The organism is Paenibacillus sp. CECT 9249 (genome assembly GCF_918697855.1).
Taxonomy (GTDB): domain Bacteria; phylum Bacillota; class Bacilli; order Paenibacillales; family Paenibacillaceae; genus MSJ-34.
The window spans coordinates 26,527-46,446 of record NZ_CAKKLI010000044.1; the positions used below are offsets into that span (position 1 = coordinate 26,527).

At 47.9% G+C, this 19,920-nt stretch carries 17 protein-coding genes; 8 read left to right on the forward strand and 9 right to left on the reverse strand.

Translation table 11 applies throughout. The features are described from left to right. Positions 1-74 precede the first annotated feature (74 nt). The 8 genes from noc to rpmH form a co-directional block, all read right to left on the reverse strand. Positions 75-890: a nucleoid occlusion protein gene (noc, locus tag LQ229_RS21845; RefSeq protein ID WP_216537691.1), complete on the reverse strand. Its 816-nt coding sequence runs from the start codon at positions 888-890 to the stop codon at positions 75-77. Between the two features lie 605 nt (positions 891-1,495). Beyond that, on the reverse strand, positions 1,496-2,218 hold the full coding sequence (rsmG, locus tag LQ229_RS21850; RefSeq protein ID WP_216537692.1) for a 16S rRNA (guanine(527)-N(7))-methyltransferase RsmG: 723 nt from the start codon (positions 2,216-2,218) through the stop codon (positions 1,496-1,498). 1 nt (position 2,219) lies between these two features. Further along, the gene (mnmG, locus tag LQ229_RS21855) at positions 2,220-4,112 is read right to left on the reverse strand and encodes a tRNA uridine-5-carboxymethylaminomethyl(34) synthesis enzyme MnmG (protein ID WP_216537693.1); all 1,893 of its coding nucleotides are present in this window, start codon (positions 4,110-4,112) and stop codon (positions 2,220-2,222) included. 103 nt (positions 4,113-4,215) lie between these two features. Next, a complete protein-coding gene (gene mnmE, locus LQ229_RS21860; protein ID WP_230192913.1) occupies positions 4,216-5,592 on the reverse strand; it encodes a tRNA uridine-5-carboxymethylaminomethyl(34) synthesis GTPase MnmE in 1,377 nt (458 codons plus the stop codon). Between the two features lie 135 nt (positions 5,593-5,727). Then, positions 5,728-6,399: an RNA-binding cell elongation regulator Jag/EloR gene (jag, locus tag LQ229_RS21865; protein ID WP_216537695.1), complete on the reverse strand. Its 672-nt coding sequence runs from the start codon at positions 6,397-6,399 to the stop codon at positions 5,728-5,730. Beyond that, positions 6,396-7,169, reverse strand: coding sequence for a YidC/Oxa1 family membrane protein insertase (locus LQ229_RS21870; RefSeq protein WP_216537696.1), 774 nt, complete (start codon positions 7,167-7,169; stop codon positions 6,396-6,398). The genes jag and LQ229_RS21870 overlap by 4 nt, the downstream gene beginning before the upstream one ends. Before the next feature lie 105 nt (positions 7,170-7,274). Further along, entirely contained in the window at positions 7,275-7,631 is a 357-nt protein-coding gene (gene rnpA / locus LQ229_RS21875; RefSeq protein ID WP_216537697.1) for a ribonuclease P protein component, read from the reverse strand. A gap of 182 nt (positions 7,632-7,813) precedes the next feature. Further along, positions 7,814-7,948, reverse strand: a complete 135-nt coding sequence (rpmH, locus tag LQ229_RS21880; protein ID WP_040735642.1) for a 50S ribosomal protein L34 — start codon at positions 7,946-7,948, stop codon at positions 7,814-7,816. Between the two features lie 515 nt (positions 7,949-8,463). Between rpmH and dnaA the strand changes: the two genes are divergently transcribed. The 6 genes from dnaA (at position 8,464) to gyrB (ending at position 14,765) form a co-directional block, all read left to right on the forward strand. Then, positions 8,464-9,822 carry a chromosomal replication initiator protein DnaA gene (dnaA, locus tag LQ229_RS21885; protein ID WP_216537698.1) on the forward strand — a complete coding sequence of 453 codons (1,359 nt, stop codon included), beginning with the start codon at positions 8,464-8,466 and terminating at the stop codon, positions 9,820-9,822. 197 nt (positions 9,823-10,019) lie between these two features. Beyond that, positions 10,020-11,162: a DNA polymerase III subunit beta gene (dnaN, locus tag LQ229_RS21890; RefSeq protein WP_230192914.1), complete on the forward strand. Its 1,143-nt coding sequence runs from the start codon at positions 10,020-10,022 to the stop codon at positions 11,160-11,162. Positions 11,163-11,195: 33 nt separating this feature from the next. Continuing rightward, entirely contained in the window at positions 11,196-11,411 is a 216-nt protein-coding gene (yaaA, locus tag LQ229_RS21895) for a S4 domain-containing protein YaaA (protein ID WP_216537700.1), read from the forward strand. Positions 11,412-11,446: 35 nt separating this feature from the next. Beyond that, positions 11,447-12,547, forward strand: coding sequence for a DNA replication/repair protein RecF (gene recF, locus LQ229_RS21900; protein WP_216537701.1), 1,101 nt, complete (start codon positions 11,447-11,449; stop codon positions 12,545-12,547). Between the two features lie 12 nt (positions 12,548-12,559). Further along, positions 12,560-12,811 (forward strand): extracellular matrix regulator RemB, encoded by a 252-nt coding sequence (gene remB / locus LQ229_RS21905; RefSeq protein WP_216537702.1) that lies wholly within the window; start codon positions 12,560-12,562, stop codon positions 12,809-12,811. A gap of 43 nt (positions 12,812-12,854) precedes the next feature. Next, complete coding sequence (gene gyrB, locus LQ229_RS21910) at positions 12,855-14,765, forward strand: DNA topoisomerase (ATP-hydrolyzing) subunit B (RefSeq protein ID WP_216537703.1); 1,911 nt, start codon at positions 12,855-12,857, stop codon at positions 14,763-14,765. 52 nt (positions 14,766-14,817) lie between these two features. Here the strand turns inward: gyrB and LQ229_RS21915 are convergent, their stop codons facing one another. Beyond that, on the reverse strand, positions 14,818-15,606 hold the full coding sequence (locus tag LQ229_RS21915; protein ID WP_356711636.1) for a YheC/YheD family protein: 789 nt from the start codon (positions 15,604-15,606) through the stop codon (positions 14,818-14,820). A 232-nt stretch (positions 15,607-15,838) separates the two neighbouring features. Between LQ229_RS21915 and gyrA the strand changes: the two genes are divergently transcribed. Then, the gene (gene gyrA / locus LQ229_RS21920; RefSeq protein WP_216537705.1) at positions 15,839-18,379 is read left to right on the forward strand and encodes a DNA gyrase subunit A; all 2,541 of its coding nucleotides are present in this window, start codon (positions 15,839-15,841) and stop codon (positions 18,377-18,379) included. A gap of 173 nt (positions 18,380-18,552) precedes the next feature. Continuing rightward, positions 18,553-19,626, forward strand: coding sequence for an HD-GYP domain-containing protein (locus tag LQ229_RS21925; RefSeq protein WP_230192915.1), 1,074 nt, complete (start codon positions 18,553-18,555; stop codon positions 19,624-19,626). Positions 19,627-19,920 lie beyond the last annotated feature (294 nt).

The window sequence follows — 19,920 nt, forward strand, 5'->3', positions numbered from 1 at the left end:
ATTGACGTACTGTTTTTGCTTTTTAGGTTATTCAAGAGCGGCTTCACTCAGCCGCCCTTGAGCGTAAGTTGCTGTTATCTTTTTGGGATTTTAATAACAATCTCGTAGTGGTCTTCATGATCTTTCTCGTCTGTTTTAATGTTCAATCCCGATCCCGTTACCATCTCGATTGATTGGCGAATCGTATTTACGGCAAGCCTGACGTCTTTCGTAAAAGAGATTCTTTTCGCTTTCTTTGTTTTGACCGACTCTTTATAAAAGGCGACTCTCGCCTCCGTTTGCTTCACATTCAAGTCTTTCGCGATGATATCGTTCAATATTTTTAACTGCAGCTCTTCCGAATCGAGCGACAACAACGCGCGGGCATGCCGTTCTGTTATTTTGCGTTCCATAAGAGCGACTTTGACTTGCTCCGGCAATTGCAATAACCGAATTTTGTTGGCAATAGTGGACTGGCTCTTCCCTAATCGCTGCGCCAAACTTTCTTGCGTCAATTGATGCAAGTCGATCAATTTTTGATAGGCGATCGCTTCTTCGATCGAGGTTAATCCTTCCCGCTGCAAATTTTCGATCAATGCAATGGATGCGGCTTGCGAATCGTTAATTTCGCGTATAATCGCGGGAATCGTCGTCAGGCCGAGCTTTTTCACCGCTCTCCAACGTCTTTCCCCCGCTATGATCTCATGCTTGCCATTTCGAACGCGAACGACAATCGGTTGAATAATGCCATGCGTCTTAATCGTTTGACATAGTTCATCAATTTTCTCGTCGTCAAATACCGTTCTCGGTTGATAAGGACTGGTAACGATTTCATCAACGGAGATTTGTTTCACTTCTTCTTGGTTGTTTCGTTCCTGCAAACCAAACAATCTTGAAAATTGTTCTTTCATTCCGTATTATACCACCTTAAAGTACTGGAATGCGTGTTAAAAAAAGCGTAATCTTTTAGAAAACGATTCTTCGATTCACAGACCGAGAGTGTTCAATTGATGTCAATGAACTCGTCGCATTTATAGAATACGCCAACTTTTTAAACATGCACAACAAGAAAAAAATTCTAAAACTGTGACGTTATCCGTTAGTTTGAGACTCTATGTATCTATCATTCCGCTTTCAATCGGCATTCCAATCGACGGCAATAAACGCATTCAAAGCTGCAAGCTTACGCCGTTGTTATGCTTAGCAAAAGGTTGCCAAAGCGGCTTTTTCAACCACAATAGAATTTATAAGTTTCCCAAACCTGAGGAGATACCAAATTCTATTTGGCGATAAAACCTGCCGCTGAACGCGGTCGCTCATCTTCGAAAGGCCTCGATAGAGGTTTTCTCATTGCGGTCGCGATTTGCCACGGTACACGGGCTAGTTCCGCTCTACCTATTACTATTATATATTCTCCAATCTATCCCCATTTTCCTGCCGAACAAATCGTGAAAAATAAATATTTCATGAGATGGAATGTTCCACGTGAAACATAAAGGTATGTCCGCTATCGCCGTCATACGATCGGCGATTTAAGCGGCATACCTGCTTTGCGGGGATATTTTGCGGGCGTTTTCTCCGTTTTCGTGATCAAGATGATATGGCGATCCGATTGTTCCACCGGCAATGTGAAAGGATAAACTCCCTTCAACTCTCCCTTTAATTCTTTGAAACTTCGTTTCGCTTCTCGAATTTCATCCGTTGGATCGGAGCCTTTCATTGCGGCAAATTGTCCCCCTTTTCGAGCAAAAGGAAGGCAAAATTCGTTCAATACCGACAAACGCGCAACTGCGCGGGCGGTCACAAGATCGAAACGATCGCGATAAGCGTCGTTACGCGCTACGTCTTCCGCCCTTCCATGAATGCATTCCACATCGTGCAATGTAAGCTGAGACGCAATATGCTGCAAAAATTGAATTCGTTTATTTAAAGAGTCGACGATGGTTACCTGGAGATGAGGAAAGCAAATTTTCAAAGGGAAGCTCGGAAAACCGGCTCCCGATCCAATATCCGCTATGGACTTCACTTCGTTCATATCGATGAAGAAGGAAAGAGAGACAGAGTCGAAGAAATGCTTCGTGTACACTTGCTCTCTTTCCGTGATGCCGGTTAAATTCATTTTTTCGTTCCACAAGACCAACTCGCGGTAATACGTTTCGAATTGTTCCAATTGCTCGTTACTTACGTCGATCCCCTGTTCGTGCAAACGTTGCTGGAATTGCAATTGTATCTGGTCCATCTTACGATCCTTTCGCTGCGGTCACGCGGTTATAATGCTCCAAGTAAACGAGCAGAATGGATATGTCGGCCGGATTAACGCCGGATATACGGGACGCTTGCCCAATCGAAATCGGGCGAATTTTGGCGAGCCTTTGTTTTCCTTCCGTCGCAATGCCGTGGATATCGTCGTAATTGATATCTTCCGGAATCCGTTTTTTCTCCATCTTTTTCAACCGTTCCACTTGCAATAACTGTTTTTCGATATATCCCGAATATTTAATTTGAATTTCGACTTGTTCCTTCATCTCATCGTTTAATTCGTAAGGAGAAGACGAAATGGACTCCAGATGAGCGTATGTGATCTCGGGACGCCGCAATAACGACATCGCGTCGCTCGTGTTTTGCAGCGGTGCGGACCCGAGTTCGGCAAGCAGCGCTTGGACTTCGGACGGTTGAATTTTCGTCGATTTCAATCGTTCGATTTCAAGCTCCACCCGGTTCTTCTTATCGATAAATGCAGCATACCGTTCTTCAGATATTAATCCGATTTCGTATCCGATCGGGGTGAGCCGCAGGTCGGCATTGTCATGTCTAAGCAGCAAACGGTATTCCGCCCGCGACGTCAATAGCCGGTACGGTTCGTTCGTTCCTTTCGTCACGAGATCGTCGATGAGCACGCCGATATATCCTTGGGAACGGTCCAGAATAACCGGTTCTTTCCCTTGTACTTTGCGTGCCGCGTTAATTCCCGCCATAATGCCTTGCGCTCCGGCTTCTTCATACCCGGACGTTCCGTTAATTTGCCCCGCCGTAAACAACCCGGGTACCAGCTTCGTTTCCAACGACGGCCACAATTGGGACGGTACGATGACATCGTACTCGATCGCATAGCCGGTACGCATCATTTCGACGTTTTCCAGACCCGGGACGGAACGAAGCATGCGCAATTGGACATCTTCCGGCATACTGGTCGACAGCCCTTGCACATAATATTCCGCCGTCGTCTTCCCTTCCGGCTCCAAGAAAATTTGATGCTTCGGCTTGTCGCTGAACCGGACGATTTTATCTTCGATCGATGGGCAATAGCGCGCGCCCGTCCCTTCGATCAATCCGGAAAACATCGGCGCCCGATGCAAGTTTTCGTTAATGATGCGATGCGTTTCTTCCGATGTATAGGTCAGCCAGCATGGCAATTGCTCGTTATCGGATGATTTCGTTTCATAAGAGAAAAATTTCGGATTTTCATCTCCTGGCTGAATCTCCGTCTTGGAGAAATCGATCGTATCCCGATGCACCCGCGGCGGCGTCCCCGTTTTGAAACGAACCAGTTCGAATCCAAGATTGCGAAGCGAATCGGACAGTTTAATCGACGGCTGCTGATTGTTGGGGCCGCTCTCGTACTTCAGCTCTCCCATAATAATTTTGCCGCGCAAATAGGTGCCCGTTGTGAGCACGACCGCTTTGCCGCGGTATTCCGCGCCCGTCTTCGTGCGAACGCCGACGCAATGTCCGTCTTCAACGATCAATTCCTCCACCATCCCCTGGCGGAGCGTAAGATTATCCGTCTTCTCGAGCGTTTCTTTCATCGTATGCTGGTACAGAAATTTATCCGCTTGCGCACGAAGCGCATGAACGGCCGGGCCTTTCCCCGTGTTCAGCATTCGCATTTGGATAAACGTTTTATCGATATTGCGGCCCATCTCGCCGCCCAAAGCGTCAATTTCGCGTACGACATGCCCCTTCGCCGGTCCGCCGATCGAAGGATTGCACGGCATGAACGCCACCATATCCAAATTTATTGTGAGCAGAAGCGTATTGCAGCCCATGCGGGCTGCCGCAAGCGCCGACTCGCAGCCTGCGTGGCCGGCGCCGATCACGATTACTTCATACTCACCGGCTGCATATTCTTTCATTCCATTGCCTCCTTTGCCATTTTTCTATAGAGGTTGTTCAAAAAGTCGACTTTTTCAACTCGCTTTAATCAATGATATCGACATGTTCGATACGGCATGTCGATTATTTGCCCAAACAAAATTGCGAAAAGATTTGATCGATCAATGAATCGCCGACCGCGTCGCCGATAATTTCGCCAAGCGACTCCCACGCGGAACGAACATCGATTTGAATCATATCGATCGGGATATGCTGTTCCGTCGCCTCATAAGCATCTTGCAACGAACGATGCGCTTTTTTCAATAGCGCAATATGGCGAACATTGCTGACATATGTCAGATCGTTCGATTCCACTTTACCGCTGAAGAAGATCGAGGAGATCGCTTCCTCCAAATCGTCCATCCCCTTCTGTTCGGCAATGGTCATCTGCACGATCCGGTCGTCGTTGAAATGGGCGCGAACCGTATCCAGATCTAATTTTTGCGGTAAATCCATTTTATTAATAATGACAATCACTTGTCTACTGCCGATTTGTTCGATCAATTTTATCTCATCTTCATTCAGCGGCTCGTTATGATTGAGCACCAACAAAATCAAGTCCGCCTCTTGCAGCGCCGAGCGCGATCGCTCCACTCCGATTTGTTCCACGACATCCGCCGTTTCCCGAATGCCGGCCGTATCGAGCAGTTTCAGGGGAATCCCGTTAATCGTCACGAACTCTTCGATGACGTCGCGCGTCGTCCCCGGTATATCCGTCACAATCGCCCGGCTCTCTTGGGCCAGCGCGTTCAACAGGGAGGATTTGCCGACATTCGGACGCCCGACGATGGCCGTCACAATTCCTTCTCTTAATATTCTGCCTTCATTCGCCGTTTTTAACAAATGCTCGATCTCGGCCATCACCGCCTGGCACTTCTCGCGGATAAAGGCGCTGGTGAGCGATTCCACGTCATGCTCCGGATAATCGATATTCACTTCGATGTGCGCCATCGTTTCGATCAACGTATGACGCAATTCGCGAATCCGTCTCGACAGCGTCCCCCCCACCTGCTTGAGCGCAATCGAAAAAGCGCGGTCCGATTTCGAACGAATCAAATCGATGACCGCTTCCGCCTGCGACAGATCGATGCGCCCGTTCAAGAACGCCCTCTTCGTAAATTCGCCCGGCTCGGCCAAACGAATTTCCAACTGCAGCAGCAAATCCATTATTTTTTTCACGGAAATGACGCCGCCATGCGAACTGATCTCGACCACATCTTCCATCGTGAACGAACGCGGAGCTCTCATCACCGTAACGAGCACTTCCTCGATTCGTTCGCCCGAATCGGGATCGACGATAAACCCGTAATGGACCGTATGCGTCGCCGCATCGGTCAATTTCGTTTTCGATTTGAATATGCGTTCCACCTGCGGCACCGATTCCGGACCGCTGACCCGAATTACAGCAATGCCCCCTTCCCCTACAGCCGTAGAGATGGCGGCAATCGTATCATGTGTCATATCATACACCTCTCATCTAGAAAAAAAGCAATGACTCTCGTAGAGGTTGTCCTAAAGTCCCCTTTGGATCACGATGCATGCCTGGAAGGTGACTTTTTGAACTCGCACTAATCATTAGAGTCATTGCATTCTATATTATTTCAACGTAATTACAACTTTGCGGTTTGGTTCTTCTCCGACGCTGTACGTTTTCACCTTCGGGTGATCCTGCAGCTTGGAGTGTATAATTTTCCGTTCTTGCGGCGACATCGGTTCAAGAACGACATCTTTCCGGTTCTTGATCACCTGTCCCGCCAAACGATCCGATAACGATTCAAGCGTCTTCCTGCGGCGAGCGCGAAATTGTTCTGCATCAAGAATGATTCGTAGATGGTTTTTGGAATAACGATTTGCGACAATGTTCGTTAAATACTGCAAAGAGTCCAGCGTTTGTCCGCGACGTCCGATCAACAATCCGAGATTGGATCCGGATATATTAAGGATCGTCCCTTCCTTCTCCGTCTGCTCTTCAATCGCGATGTCTACCTTCATCGATTGCGCCACTTCTTTCACAAACCGGATGGCTTCGTCCACCGGACGACGCTCAGCGGCCGATGAATCTTCGGGCGCCGGTTCCGGAATCGGTTCCGGGTCAGGCAGCAATGCAACTTCGACCTTCGCCTCTCGCGAACCGATCAATCCGAACAACCCTTTCGAAGGCTGTTCCAATACTTCGACGGTAACGCGATCTCTTGTCGTATTCAATTGGGCTAAACCGTTCCTTACCGCATCCTCGATCGATTTTCCTGATACAACGACTTTTCTCATTTCGCCGGGAGTACCTCCTTATCATTCGACCCTTTTCTATATAGAAAATAGTTCTGAACGATCGTAAAGATGTTGCTGTATACCCAATATAATGGAAGCGCGGCCGGAAACTGCATCGACATAATGAAGATGAGCACCGGGAATATAAAGAACATCACTTGCATCGGGCCGGTTGCTTGCGTCGGCATCATTTTCGATTGAATGAACGTCGTAATCGCGGCGATGACCGGCAAAATGAACAGATGATCCGGCGTGCCCAATTGCATCCATAAGAAGGTATGATCGCGAATTTCCGAATTCATATAGATCGCGTTATACAAAGCGATGAAAATCGGCATTTGCACCACCAGCGGCAAACATCCTGCGAGCGGATTGACCTGATGTTTCTGAAACAGCTTCATCGTTTCTTCCTGAAGCTTCTGTTGATCGTTTTTGTATTTATCCTGCAGTTTCTTGATTTCCGGCTGAATCGCCTGCATCGCTTTGGAACTGCGTACTTGTTTGATTGTCAAAGGCAATATGATCAATCGAACGATAATGGTTAGTAATAGAATGGATAATCCGTATTCACCGCCGAACCATTTTGCAAACGTGTCCAAAGCAAGCGAGAAATAATACACGACGTTTGCTTGCCAGAATCCGCCCTGTTTCATATCTTCCGTCGTCGTCGTTGTCGTCGTAGGCGTACAGCCCGCCAATGCGACAGCCGCCAGGACGACAAGCGCGATGATCAGTATCCATTTCCGATTCCGTTGCTTGTCCAGGAACAAATTTCAAAACTCCTCTCTTATCCGTCACGATTCCAATGTAAATATATCATATTTGGCAGAACAAAGAAACAGTCCGCCCAAGAGGTTGTCCAAAAAATAAACCGCCTAATTTCGACTTTCCCGGCGCTTCGTCAACGCCGCTTTTTTCAAGACATGCAGCACGCTCTTTTCCAGCTCCGCGTAAGACAGTCCGACCGCCCCTTTTCTTACAATAAAGACAAGGTCGACATGATCGGCGATCTTCGCCTCGTGCGCGCGCACGATTTCTTTCACCAGACGCCGCATCCGATTGCGAACGACGGCATTACCTATTTTTTTGCTGGCCGAAATGCCGACGCGAAACCGTTCGATTTCCGGCTTATGAAACCAGTAAACGACAAACTGGTAATTCGCAAAAGATTTCCCGTGACGGTATACCCGGGTAAAATCGGCCCTATTCCGCAAACGCAACTTTTTTTGCACGACAAACTCCCCAACCCGATGATGGAATGGACACGCAAGACGACCATACTTCAAGTATACGCAAGCGAATTGCGCGATAAACAAAATAACCTTAAAAATGGTGGATCTCTAAAGAGAATATGAAAAAAGACCACTTCAGTGGTCTATAAAGCCGTCTAAAAGTTCGAAGGTTATTCTTCGGCTTACGCGCTCAATACTTTTCTGCCTTTTTGACGACGAGCAGCCAACACCTTGCGGCCGTTTTTCGTGCTCATTCTTTTACGGAAACCATGAACCTTTTTACGCTTGCTCACATTCGGTTTGAAAGTCGGTTTCATCTATCTTGCACCTCCTCAAAGGGGAATCCCATTCATACTTCTGCATAAAACACCTTTTTACATTAAATCACGCCGGCCTTAAAAAGTCAACCGAAATGATCCTCCCGCTCTCTCGCAAAAAAACATGTAAATTCATCCACAAAAAAGAGCCTGTGAATAAAAAAAAGTGAAGAATGGCGATCATTGTCGAAATTTCAACAAGTTATAAACAATATCTTGTGGTGTAGATATTTCTTATACACAACCTATTGAATTTGTGGATAATATGCGCATTTCCGTTGAAAAACAAGCCTTCTTTTGCTATGATTAGATTACTTTTCGTTGTGAATAGATAGATTAATCCCCAAACTTATTAACAACCTGTGGATAACTTTGTGAACAAAATTCGATCCATCTCGATAATTCACTTTTGCGAAAGTTGAATTATGTGGATATATACCGCATCGTTCTTCAGATTTTCGACAATGATCGCCCATGGCTACGCCACATTTGAATATTAAAGGAGTTGACAATCTGTGGATAGCAGCCATACGAACGAACTATGGCAACAGATCTTATCTGGCATTCAAACCAAATTAAGCAAACCGAGTTTCGATACTTGGTTTAAAGCGACGAAGGCCGTCGAATTTACCGATTCCTCCGTTACGATCTCCGCACCGACAACATTTGCCGTGGAATGGCTCGAAAGCCGTTATACCAAGTTGGTCGCCTCGACGATTATGGAGTACACAGGGAATCAAGTCGAGGTCTTCTTTGTCATTGACGAGCCGAAGCATGCCGAGCCGGCCGCAGCGCCGTCGCAAGCGCCTCCTGCGAAACCTGTCGTCCACGACGAGCCGGCAGGCCATATGTTGAACCCAAGATATTTATTCGACACATTCGTCATCGGAGCCGGAAACCGTTTTGCCCATGCCGCGTCGCTCGCGGTCGCGGAAGCGCCGGCCAAAGCGTATAATCCGCTGTTTTTGTACGGAGGCGTCGGATTGGGGAAGACGCACTTAATGCATGCGATCGGACATTATATTTTGGAACATAACCCTAATTCGAAAGTGCTCTACATTTCTTCGGAGAAGTTCACCAACGAATTTATTAACGCGATCCGCGACAACCAAGGGGAAAGTTTCCGCAACAAATATCGCAATATCGACATTTTGCTGATCGACGACATTCAATTTTTGGCCGGGAAAGAGCAGACGCAGGAGGAATTTTTCCATACGTTCAACGCCTTGCACGAAGCGCGGAAGCAAATCGTCATCTCAAGCGACCGGCCGCCTAAAGAAATACCGACGCTCGAGGAGCGGCTGCGTTCCCGGTTCGAATGGGGGCTCATTACCGACATTCAACCGCCCGATTTGGAGACGAGAATCGCCATTCTTCGCAAAAAAGCGAAAGCGGAAAACCTCGATATCCCGAACGAGGCGATGATGTACATCGCCAATCAAATCGATACGAACATCCGTGAGTTGGAAGGCGCTTTAATCCGTGTCGTCGCCTATTCGTCTCTAATTAACGAAGACATTACATCCCATCTCGCGGCGGAAGCGCTCAAGGACATTATCCCTTCCGGCCGGCCGAAAATGATCACGATCCAACATATCCAGCAGAAGGTCGGAGAGTATTACAATCTGAAGCTGGAAGATTTCAAGGCGAGGAAACGAACGAGAGCCATCGCGTTCCCGCGTCAAATCGCCATGTACTTATCCAGGGAGCTGACCGATTACTCGTTGCCGAAAATCGGCGAAGCGTTCGGCGGCCGCGACCATACGACCGTCATTCACGCGCATGAGAAAATTAGCCAAACGCTGGAGACGGACGAGAACTTATATAAAATTATTAACAATTTAACCGAAAAAATTAAGAATCCGACAACTTGAAACGACGGTGAACAAATAAAAAGCCTATGCACAATCTATACACATGTGGATAGGCTTCCTTTATGAATGCTTCAAGGGCTTATCCACATATTCAGTGTGCCTACTGCTATTACTAATAAGATTTTAAAAGAATCATCTACTATATACGGGAGTTGAGTGTGACTGATACTCACAACAGGAACCGAGGAGTGAATTTTATGAAATTAACGATCTACAAAAACGAATTAAACGAAGCGATACAGCATGTTTCCAAAGCGATTACGAGCCGTACGACAATCCCGATCCTGCATGGAATCAAAATCGATGTCACGCATCAAGGCGTAACATTAACCGCCAGCGATACCGATATTTCGATTCAAAGCTTCATACCGCTTGAAGACGGGAAACGGACGATCGCCCGGATCGAAAAAACGGGAAGCGTTGTTTTACCGGCCAAGTTTTTTGTCGACATTATTAAGAAGCTTCCTTTGGAAGATGTCGAAATCGAAGTAAAAGAACATTTTCAAACGTTTATTCGCTCCGGCTCCACCGATATTCAAATGGTCGGGCTCGATCCGGAAGAATTCCCCGTCTTGCCGACGATTGAAGGAAATCAAACGATTACCATTAATGGGGATTTATTGAAAACGGTAATTAAGCAAACGGTGTTTGCCATTTCGACCAATGAAAGCACGCCGATACTGACAGGCATATTATGGACGCTGAAAGACAATGAATTGAAGTTTATGGCAACGGACCGCGTTCGGCTAGCCAGCCGTTCCGTCCGGCTCGACACGAATGAGGACGTGCAATTCAACAATGTCGTCATTTCGGGTAAAACGTTAAACGAGTTAAGCAAAATCGTGCCGGATCAAAATACGATGGTTGAAATTGTCGTTTCCGATAATCAAGTTTTGTTCAAAATCGATCGCGTATTGTTCTATTCGCGCATATTGGACGGAGTATACCCCGATGTTTCTAAAGTTATTCCGCAAAACTACAAAACAGAACTAACTTTGGATACAAAAAAATTGACGGATGCGATCGACCGCGCTTATTTATTGTCGCGCGAAGAGAAAACGAATATCGTCCGCCTGATGACGAAAGAAGACGGTACGATCGAAATTTCGTCCAGCTCGTCGGAGCTCGGCAAAGTTACGGAGCAGCTTGATGTCAAGGAATTTACCGGAGAACCGCTCAAAATTTCGTTCAACTCCAAATATATGCTCGACGTATTAAAAGTCATCGACAGCGAATATATATTTCTAGGCTTCACGGGGGCGATGAGTCCGATTATTATTATTCCGAAGGAACATAGCGACAGCTTGCATTTAATATTGCCGTACCGTACGACGAACTAGATCGGCGGCTGCGGTCGGAAAGGAATTGCCGAGATGAACCAGGTTGAAATTCAAACCGAATATATTACGTTAGGACAGTTTCTCAAGCTGGCCGACTGTATCGCTACCGGGGGCCATGCCAAAGCGTTCTTGCAGGAAGGTACCGTTCGCGTGAACGGAGAGCCGGAAAATCGGCGGGGACGAAAGCTGTATCCGTCCGATATCGTGCATGTGGAAGGATGCGGCGAGTTTCAGGTCGTGCAAGGGTAAAGGACGGTCGGACTTGAACTGCAGGAGGCCGGGTTGTGTTTTTAAAACAGATCGACTTACAGCAATATCGCAATTTTGAGCGAGTGGAACTTCATACCGATCAGAAAGTGAATATATTTATCGGGCAAAATGCGCAAGGCAAAACGAATCTGCTGGAAGCGATTTACGTGCTGGCGTTGACGAAATCGCATCGCACCGGCAAAGACAAGGAACTGATCCGGTTTGAGGCGGACGCAGCCAAACTGCATGCGGCGATCGACAAAAAATACGGAGCTGTCGCATTGGATCTGTCCATTTCGCAGCAAGGGAAAAAAGCGAAAATCAACGGGCTGGAACAAAAGAAGCTGAGCAATTTTATCGGCGCGCTCAACGTCGTCATGTTCGCTCCCGAAGATTTGGAGATCGTGAAAGGCAGCCCGGGGATAAGGCGGCGTTTTCTCGATATGGAGATCGGGCAAGTGCAGCCCAGTTATTTGTACCATTTGCAGCAATATCAGAAAATATTGATTCAGCGCAACAACATGCTGAAACAAAACGGCGGGCATCAATCGGAATTGCTCGCCGTTTGGAACGAACAGCTTGCGGCAAACGGTGTTAAAATCATGTTGAAAAGGAAACAATTTATAAAAAAACTGCAACATTGGGCAACGACGATACACCATGGGATTACGAACGGGGCAGAATCGTTTTCGATGGCTTATTTGCCGTCCTTTCGCGCGGAAGAGGAAGATGAAACTGTTCTATTTGATCATTTTATGTTAAAGTTATCACAAATGAAGGAACAAGAGATGAGGCGCGGAATGACGCTTGTTGGGCCGCATCGCGACGACATGTCCTTTTATATTAACGATAAAGAAGTCCAGACGTACGGTTCGCAAGGCCAACAGCGGACGACGGCCTTATCGTTGAAATTGGCGGAGATCGAGCTGATTAACGAGGAAATCGGCGAATATCCGATTTTGCTCTTGGACGATGTTCTGTCGGAGCTGGATCAATATCGGCAAACGCAGCTTATCGAGACGTTTCAGAACAAAGTGCAAACTTTCATTACGACGACCGGCATAGAAAGCATTAACGCGAGCAAGTTGAAGGATGCCAATATTTATCATGTCCGGCAAGGGCATGTGATGCGTTAGGAGTGAAGCGCGGTGTATATACATTTAGGCGGAGAAAAAGTCATTCGCAGCTCGGAGCTTATCGCCATTTTCGATATTACGATTGAGAAATCGTCTAAATTGACGAAACAATATTTAGCGCATGCGCATCAACATAAACACGCGGAAATGATCGGAGAAGAAGAAGCGAAATCCATCGTCGTCACCAAAAGTAAAGTGTATTATTCGCCGATATCCTCCACAACGTTGAAGAAGCGGGCGAATTCCTTTACGGCGGGAGCGTAAACGGGATATGTTGCAACTGAATTTATAGAAGTAGGTGAAGGGCATGTCTTTGAATGAACATACGTATGATGAGAGCCAGATTCAAGTATTGGAAGGACTCGAGGCGGTTCGCAAACGTCCGGGGATGTATATCGGTTCGACGAGCGCCAAAGGGCTTCATCATCTGGTATGGGAAGTTGTCGATAACAGTATTGACGAAGCTTTAGCGGGATTTTGCGACAAAATCAGCATTATCATCCACCAGGACAACAGCATAACCGTCATCGATAACGGCCGAGGAATTCCGGTTGGGGAAAATGCGAAAATGAAACGTTCCACGCTGGAAGTCGTTATGACGGTATTGCATGCGGGCGGAAAATTCGGCGGCGAAGGGTATAAAGTGTCGGGCGGTTTGCATGGCGTCGGGGTGTCGGTCGTCAACGCGTTGTCGGAGCATCTGATCGTACAAGTCAAAATCAAAGGGCATATTTACCAGCAAGAATACCGCCGCGGCGTTCCGCAATACGATTTGAAAATTGTCGGCGATACGGAAGAAACGGGAACGATCGTACGGTTTAAGCCGGATCCCGATATTTTTACGGAAACGACGGAATACGATTACGATACGCTGATATCCCGCGTACGCGAATTGGCGTTTTTGAATAAAGGGATTGAGATTTCCATTCATGACGAACGAACGGATACGTCGAACACATTTAAATACGACGGGGGAATCATTCAATTCGTCGAATATTTGAACCGCAACCGCGAACCGTTGCATGAGACGCCGATCTATGTGGAAGGCGCGAAAGATTCCATTCAGGTGGAAGTGGCGCTGCAATACAACGATTCATACACCGAGAATATATATTCGTTCGCGAACAATATTAATACGCATGAAGGCGGAACGCATGAATCGGGCTTTAAGAGCGCTTTGACGCGCATTATTAACGATTACGCCCGCAAAACGAATGCGATCAAAGGCAATGATTCCAACTTGTCCGGGGACGACGTCCGCGAAGGCTTGACGGCGATTATTTCCGTCAAAATTCCGGAGCCGCAGTTCGAAGGACAGACGAAGACGAAGCTTGGCAACAGCGAAGTGCGCAGTATCGTCGAATCGTTCTTTGCCGAGAAATTCCAGGAGTTTCTGGATGAGAATCCGGCCGTCTCCAAGAAGATCGTGGAAAAAGGCTTGCAGGCGTCGCGTGCGCGCGAAGCTGCGCGCAAGGCGCGCGAACTGACGCGGCGCAAAAGCGCTCTCGAAGTCAGCTCCCTTCCCGGGAAGCTGGCGGACTGCTCGTCGAAAGACGCGTCTATCAGCGAATTGTATATTGTCGAGGGCGACTCGGCCGGCGGATCAGCGAAGCAAGGCCGCGACCGTCACTTCCAGGCGATTTTGCCGCTGCGCGGTAAAATTTTGAACGTAGAGAAGGCCAGATTGGACCGCATTTTGTCCAACGCGGAAATTCGCGCGATCATTACGGCGCTTGGCACCGGGATCGGCGACGATTTCGACCTGAGCAAAGCGCGCTACCACAAAATCATTATTATGACCGACGCCGACGTGGACGGCGCTCATATTCGCACATTGCTGCTGACGTTCTTTTACCGTTACATGCGGAAACTGGTCGAAGCCGGATATATCTATATCGCGCAGCCGCCGCTCTTCAAGATCGAACGCAATAAAGTCGTCCGTTACGCGGAAAGCGAGAAGCAGCGGGACGAGATTATCGCGGAATTCGGCGAGGGCGTCAAATTGAACATTCAACGCTACAAAGGTTTGGGCGAGATGAATGCCAGCCAATTGTGGGAAACGACGATGGATCCGGAAAGCCGGACGATGCTGCAAGTATCGATCGAAGATGCGATTGAGGCGGATACGCTGTTCGATACGCTGATGGGCGATAACGTGGAGCCGCGCCGCGATTTTATTCAACAATATGCGAAACATGTCAAGAATTTGGATATTTAATTTGAATTGTTCCTATCGTTCATAATGAGAGAAGATGGTTTCCCATCTTCTCTCAACTCTTTTTTCGAGGCTTGTAGCGCCCGTAATGCAGGGCATAACGGTACATTTTCCGGAATATTTTTTTGTTCTTCAGGTTGCGAAAGATGAACGGGTCCGGACAGGTGTTGACCTCCAGCACCCAAGGCTTGAATTGTTCGTCGATGGCTACGTCCAGTCCCAGCTCCTTCAGGCGGGGATACGATTTCTCCAATTGCCGGCCGACGGTTACTCCTAGTATTTTCAGCTTTTCGGCCAACTGTTTTTTTTCCGCGGGATTCAGATGCGACGACATTAACTTGGAGAATGAGAGCGGTTTACCGCCGCTGTGGTAATTGGTCACCACTTTCTGCGGCGCAGCCAACCGCCCGATGATCCCCGTCGTTTCCCATTCATCTTGCAAATTTTTTTGTACCATGACGCGAATGTCGAAACGGCGCTTGCGATGCTTCAACAAATGAATGCCGCGCTGGACGATGTACGGTTTGCCTCGAGTTTTGGGCATAAGAGACAGGTACATTCGCTCATAGGACGCAAAGTTTTTCGATTCCGTACCAACGTGGTAACGATAATGATCGGCGCCCCCGCTTTGGCCCGAATGTTTTTCCACCAGCATGACTCCGATGCCGTACGTACCCCGTACCGGCTTCACATACACCATGTTGTATTGATCCAGCATCGATTTTAAAGATGCGGCATTCATTTTGCGCGTCTCCGGAATACAGTTTTGCAACTTGCTATTCTTTAGCAGCGTCTTTGTTTTGGCCCATTTGCTGAATACCCGCTGAATAGCCAAAGCGATCAACCTTTCGCTTAGAATTAATTCACGAAGGACAGAAAAGGAATTGAGTGGTATAATAAATCTGTTGTGCGTGTTATCTCATGGTTCATAGTATGTAGAACGAGGCGATTCGGAAGTAGGCATACGTTTAATTGTACTTGTTTCGTGAAAGTAATATAATGAATGTTAGCGTAAATATAGGAAAAACCGGCATTTTTGATATAAAAGCATAAACGCTTTATTGAGGAGGTCCATCATGGCAGAGGAAAAAAGCTCGCAAATTAAAGATCGCGATATTGGCGTAGAAATGCGCGATTCTTTTATGAGTTATGCAATGAGCATCATTGTAAGCCGGGCATTGCCGGACGTTCGCGACGGACTGAAGCCGGTGCATCGCAGAATTTTGTACGCGATGTCGGAACTCGGCATGTCGCCGGACAAGCCTTATAAGAAATCGGCGAGAATCGTCGGCGAAGTCATCGGTAAGTACCATCCGCACGGCGATTCGGCCGTCTATGAGACGATGGTGCGGATGGCGCAGGACTTCTCGCTTCGATATATGCTGGTGGACGGGCACGGCAACTTCGGCTCGATCGATGGAGATATGGCTGCGGCGATGCGCTATACGGAGGCGCGTCTTTCGAAAATTGCAATGGAAATGCTGCGCGACATCAATAAGGAGACAATCGACTTCGCTCCGAACTATGACGGAGAAGAGCAAGAACCGGTCGTGTTGCCGGCGCGCTATCCGAACTTGCTTGTGAACGGCGTCTCCGGGATCGCGGTCGGGATGGCGACTAATATTCCGCCCCATAACTTAGGGGAAGTCATTGACGGCGTCCAGGCGTTAATCCGCAACCCGGATCTTACGCCGCTGGAGATGATGGAATATATTAAAGGCCCCGATTTTCCAACGGCCGGCTTTATTCTCGGGCGCGAAGGCATTCGCCAAGCATATGCGACCGGACGCGGTACCGTCACGATGCGGGCGCGGGCGACGATTGAAGAGTCGGGCGGCAAAGCCCGCATCATTGTGCACGAGCTGCCTTATCAAGTCATTAAGGCGCGTCTCGTCGAGAAAATCGCCGAGCTGGTGCGGGAGAAGAAGATCGAGGGCATTACCGATTTGCGCGACGAATCGGACCGCACGGGCATGCGAGTTGTCATCGAACTGCGCCGCGACGTTAATCCGAACATCGTGTTGAACAACCTGTACAAACATACCGCCATGCAATCCAATTTCGGCATTAATATGCTGGCGATCGTGAATAACGAACCGAAAATTCTGAATCTGAAAGAAATGTTAAGCCATTATTTGCAGCATCAGATTGAAGTGATCCGCCGCCGCACCGAATTCGATTTGAAGAAAGCGGAAGCGCGGGCTCATATTCTCGAAGGGCTGCGGATTGCGCTCGATCATATCGACGAAGTGATTGCATTAATTCGTTCGTCGAAATCGGATGAGGAAGCGCGCGAAGGGCTGATGGGACGGTTCGGTTTAAGCTTCGATCAAGCCCAAGCGATTCTCGACATGCGTTTGCGCCGGTTGACCGGATTGGAACGCGAGAAAATCGAGAGCGAATATGCGGAATTGTTGAAAAAGATCGAAGAATATCGCGCGATCTTGGCGAGCGAGCAATTGGTGCTCGACATCATTAGCGAAGAGCTGAACGAGATTAAAGAGAAGTTCGGGGATGAGCGCCGCACCGAAATTACGGTCGGCGAAGAGAGCATTCTCGATGAAGATTTGATTCCGCGCGAGGAAGTTATCGTAACGATTACCCATACCGGTTATATCAAACGATTGCCTTTGAATACGTACCGCAGCCAACGCCGCGGCGGGAAAGGCGTCATGGGAATGGATACGAAGGATAACGACTTCGTCGAGCATTTATTCGTGACGAACTCGCATCACTATCTTATGTTCTTCACGAATAAAGGAAAGGTGTACCGGATAAAGGCATACGAAATTCCGGAATTAAGCCGGACTGCCCGCGGAACGCCGATTATCAATTTGATTCAGATCGAGCAAGGAGAAATGATCAATGCGGTCATTCCCGTGGAGCAATTCGAAGCGGATAAATTCCTGTTCTTCGCGACCCGCCACGGAATCGTCAAGAAAACGCCGCTCGACGATTACTCCAACATTCGCAAAGTCGGTCTGATTGCGATTACGCTGCGCGAAGAGGACGAGTTGATTGGCGTCAAACTGACGGACGGCAATCAAGAGATCATCATGGGTACGAGTCAAGGCATGTCGATTCGTTTTCCGGAGAAGGACGTGCGTTCGATGGGACGCGGCGCTTCCGGGGTGAAAGGGATCGCCATCGACGACGACGATAAAGTGATCGATATGGATGTCGTGCAGCCGGATCAAGACGTATTGATCGTTACATCGAAAGGGTACGGCAAGCGGACGCCGATGTCTGAATACCGGATCCAAAGCCGCGGCGGCAAAGGGATCAAAACGATCAATGTCACCGAGAAGAACGGGCCGGTTGTCGGGCTGAAGGTCGTTCAGAATGACGAAGACCTTATGATTATTACGGAGTCCGGAACATTGATCCGTATGAGCATGAGCGGCATTTCGACCATGGGCCGCTACACGCAAGGCGTCAAATTGATCAACATTCGCGAGGAAGATTCCGTAGCGACGGTTGCGCGCGCGGATAAGAGCGAAGAAGAAGATCAAGATGCGGAGCAATCCGCATTGGACGGCAGCGCGGCGGTTGAAGGAACCGAATCCGATGCGGACGGACAACAAATCGCCGACCCGTCGGCGGATGACGAACAATAGCTAGCGTTTTATAGGGACATGGGCATTTTCCTTGATCGGTGAGGAAGATGCCCATTTTCATCGGTTCATGCCTTTTTTATTTTTCGTATTGACGGGTTCAGCCAGCAGGATTTGCCGAAAATGTGATGAATATATGACAAACATAGGTTGATTTTAGGAGTTGTTTAACGCGTATGGCTCAATTATTATTATCCGAATTGAAACCCGGCGATACGATTGCGGAAGACGTGCATAGTCCGCTAGGCAGCGTCCTTTTTCAGAAGGGAAGAGTGATTAGCAGCCGCGACTTGGAAATTCTCGAAGCCTTTCTGGTCCGGACCGTTTCCGTCCAAAGAGAAAGAGAAGGGGAGGCGACGGTCCAAGAAGATGATTTGCAACCGGCGATGGAAGGAAGAGTGCCAGCGATTGCCGATTCGTTCCAAAGCGAGTACGACCAGACGATTCTTCTCGTCAAACGGGCGTTTTCGTCCGCCTTGGCGGGAGATATCCCGATTATCGAATTGCGGAAACGACTGGAGTCATTGTTCGCGAGAATATCGGAATACAATATTTTGACATTCATGCCCGAACAAGCAATGGAAGAAGAATACATGTATCATCATGCGGCGCTATCCGCTTTAACTTCTTATTTATTGGCCAAATGGGTGGGGCTCGGGCCTAAGGATTGGATGCAAGTCGCCCTGGCCGGATTGCTGCACGACATCGGAAATATGCGGATCGATCCGGCGATTATAAGCAAGCCCGCGTCATTAACGCAGGAAGAAGAGCGGGAAATGAGAAATCATACGAAGTACGGTTACCAACTGTTGAAAAATATAACCGCCATTAATGACGGCGTGAAATTGGCGGCGTTGCAGCATCACGAGAAAGTGGACGGTAGCGGATATCCGCTCGGGGTCCAAGGGGATAAAATCCATCCCTATGCGAAAATCGTCGCCGTGGCCGATATTTATCACGCCATGACGTTGAATCGCGCTTATAAGAAGAAACAATCCCCTTTCACGGTGCTTGAGCAGTTATCGAAGGAGTCGTTCGGCAAATTGGACGCCGGTTATGTTCAGACGTTTATTGTGAAAGTAACGCAGTTTCAGAACGGGGCTCTTGTCCGGCTGAATAACGGCCGACTGGGAGAAATCGTATTTACCGACCGCAGCCACCCGACTCGGCCTTGGGTGTCCATCGACGGAGACATTTTTAATTTGGCGTTGGAGCGGGATTTGATGATCGAGGGCATCATTCGGAAATAATTACAACGGTATAAAGCTGGACTTTTCGTATCAAACTGTGGTATATTCATATTCCTGCTTTTACGGGAGCGGGGAGTGGATTGCAACAGTTTTTTTGTTTGTAAATAAAGAATTGTTATTAACAAAAAATTCTTGTAAAAAAACTCTTGCAATTTATAGATTGAATATGTTATATTATTTAAGTCGCCGCTGAACAAGAGCGGAGATGAGCAAAAAAATTTGTTCTTTGAAAACTGAACAACGAGCGAATTAAGCAACAATAAATGAGAACGACAAGTTCTCGTCAGCAACGAA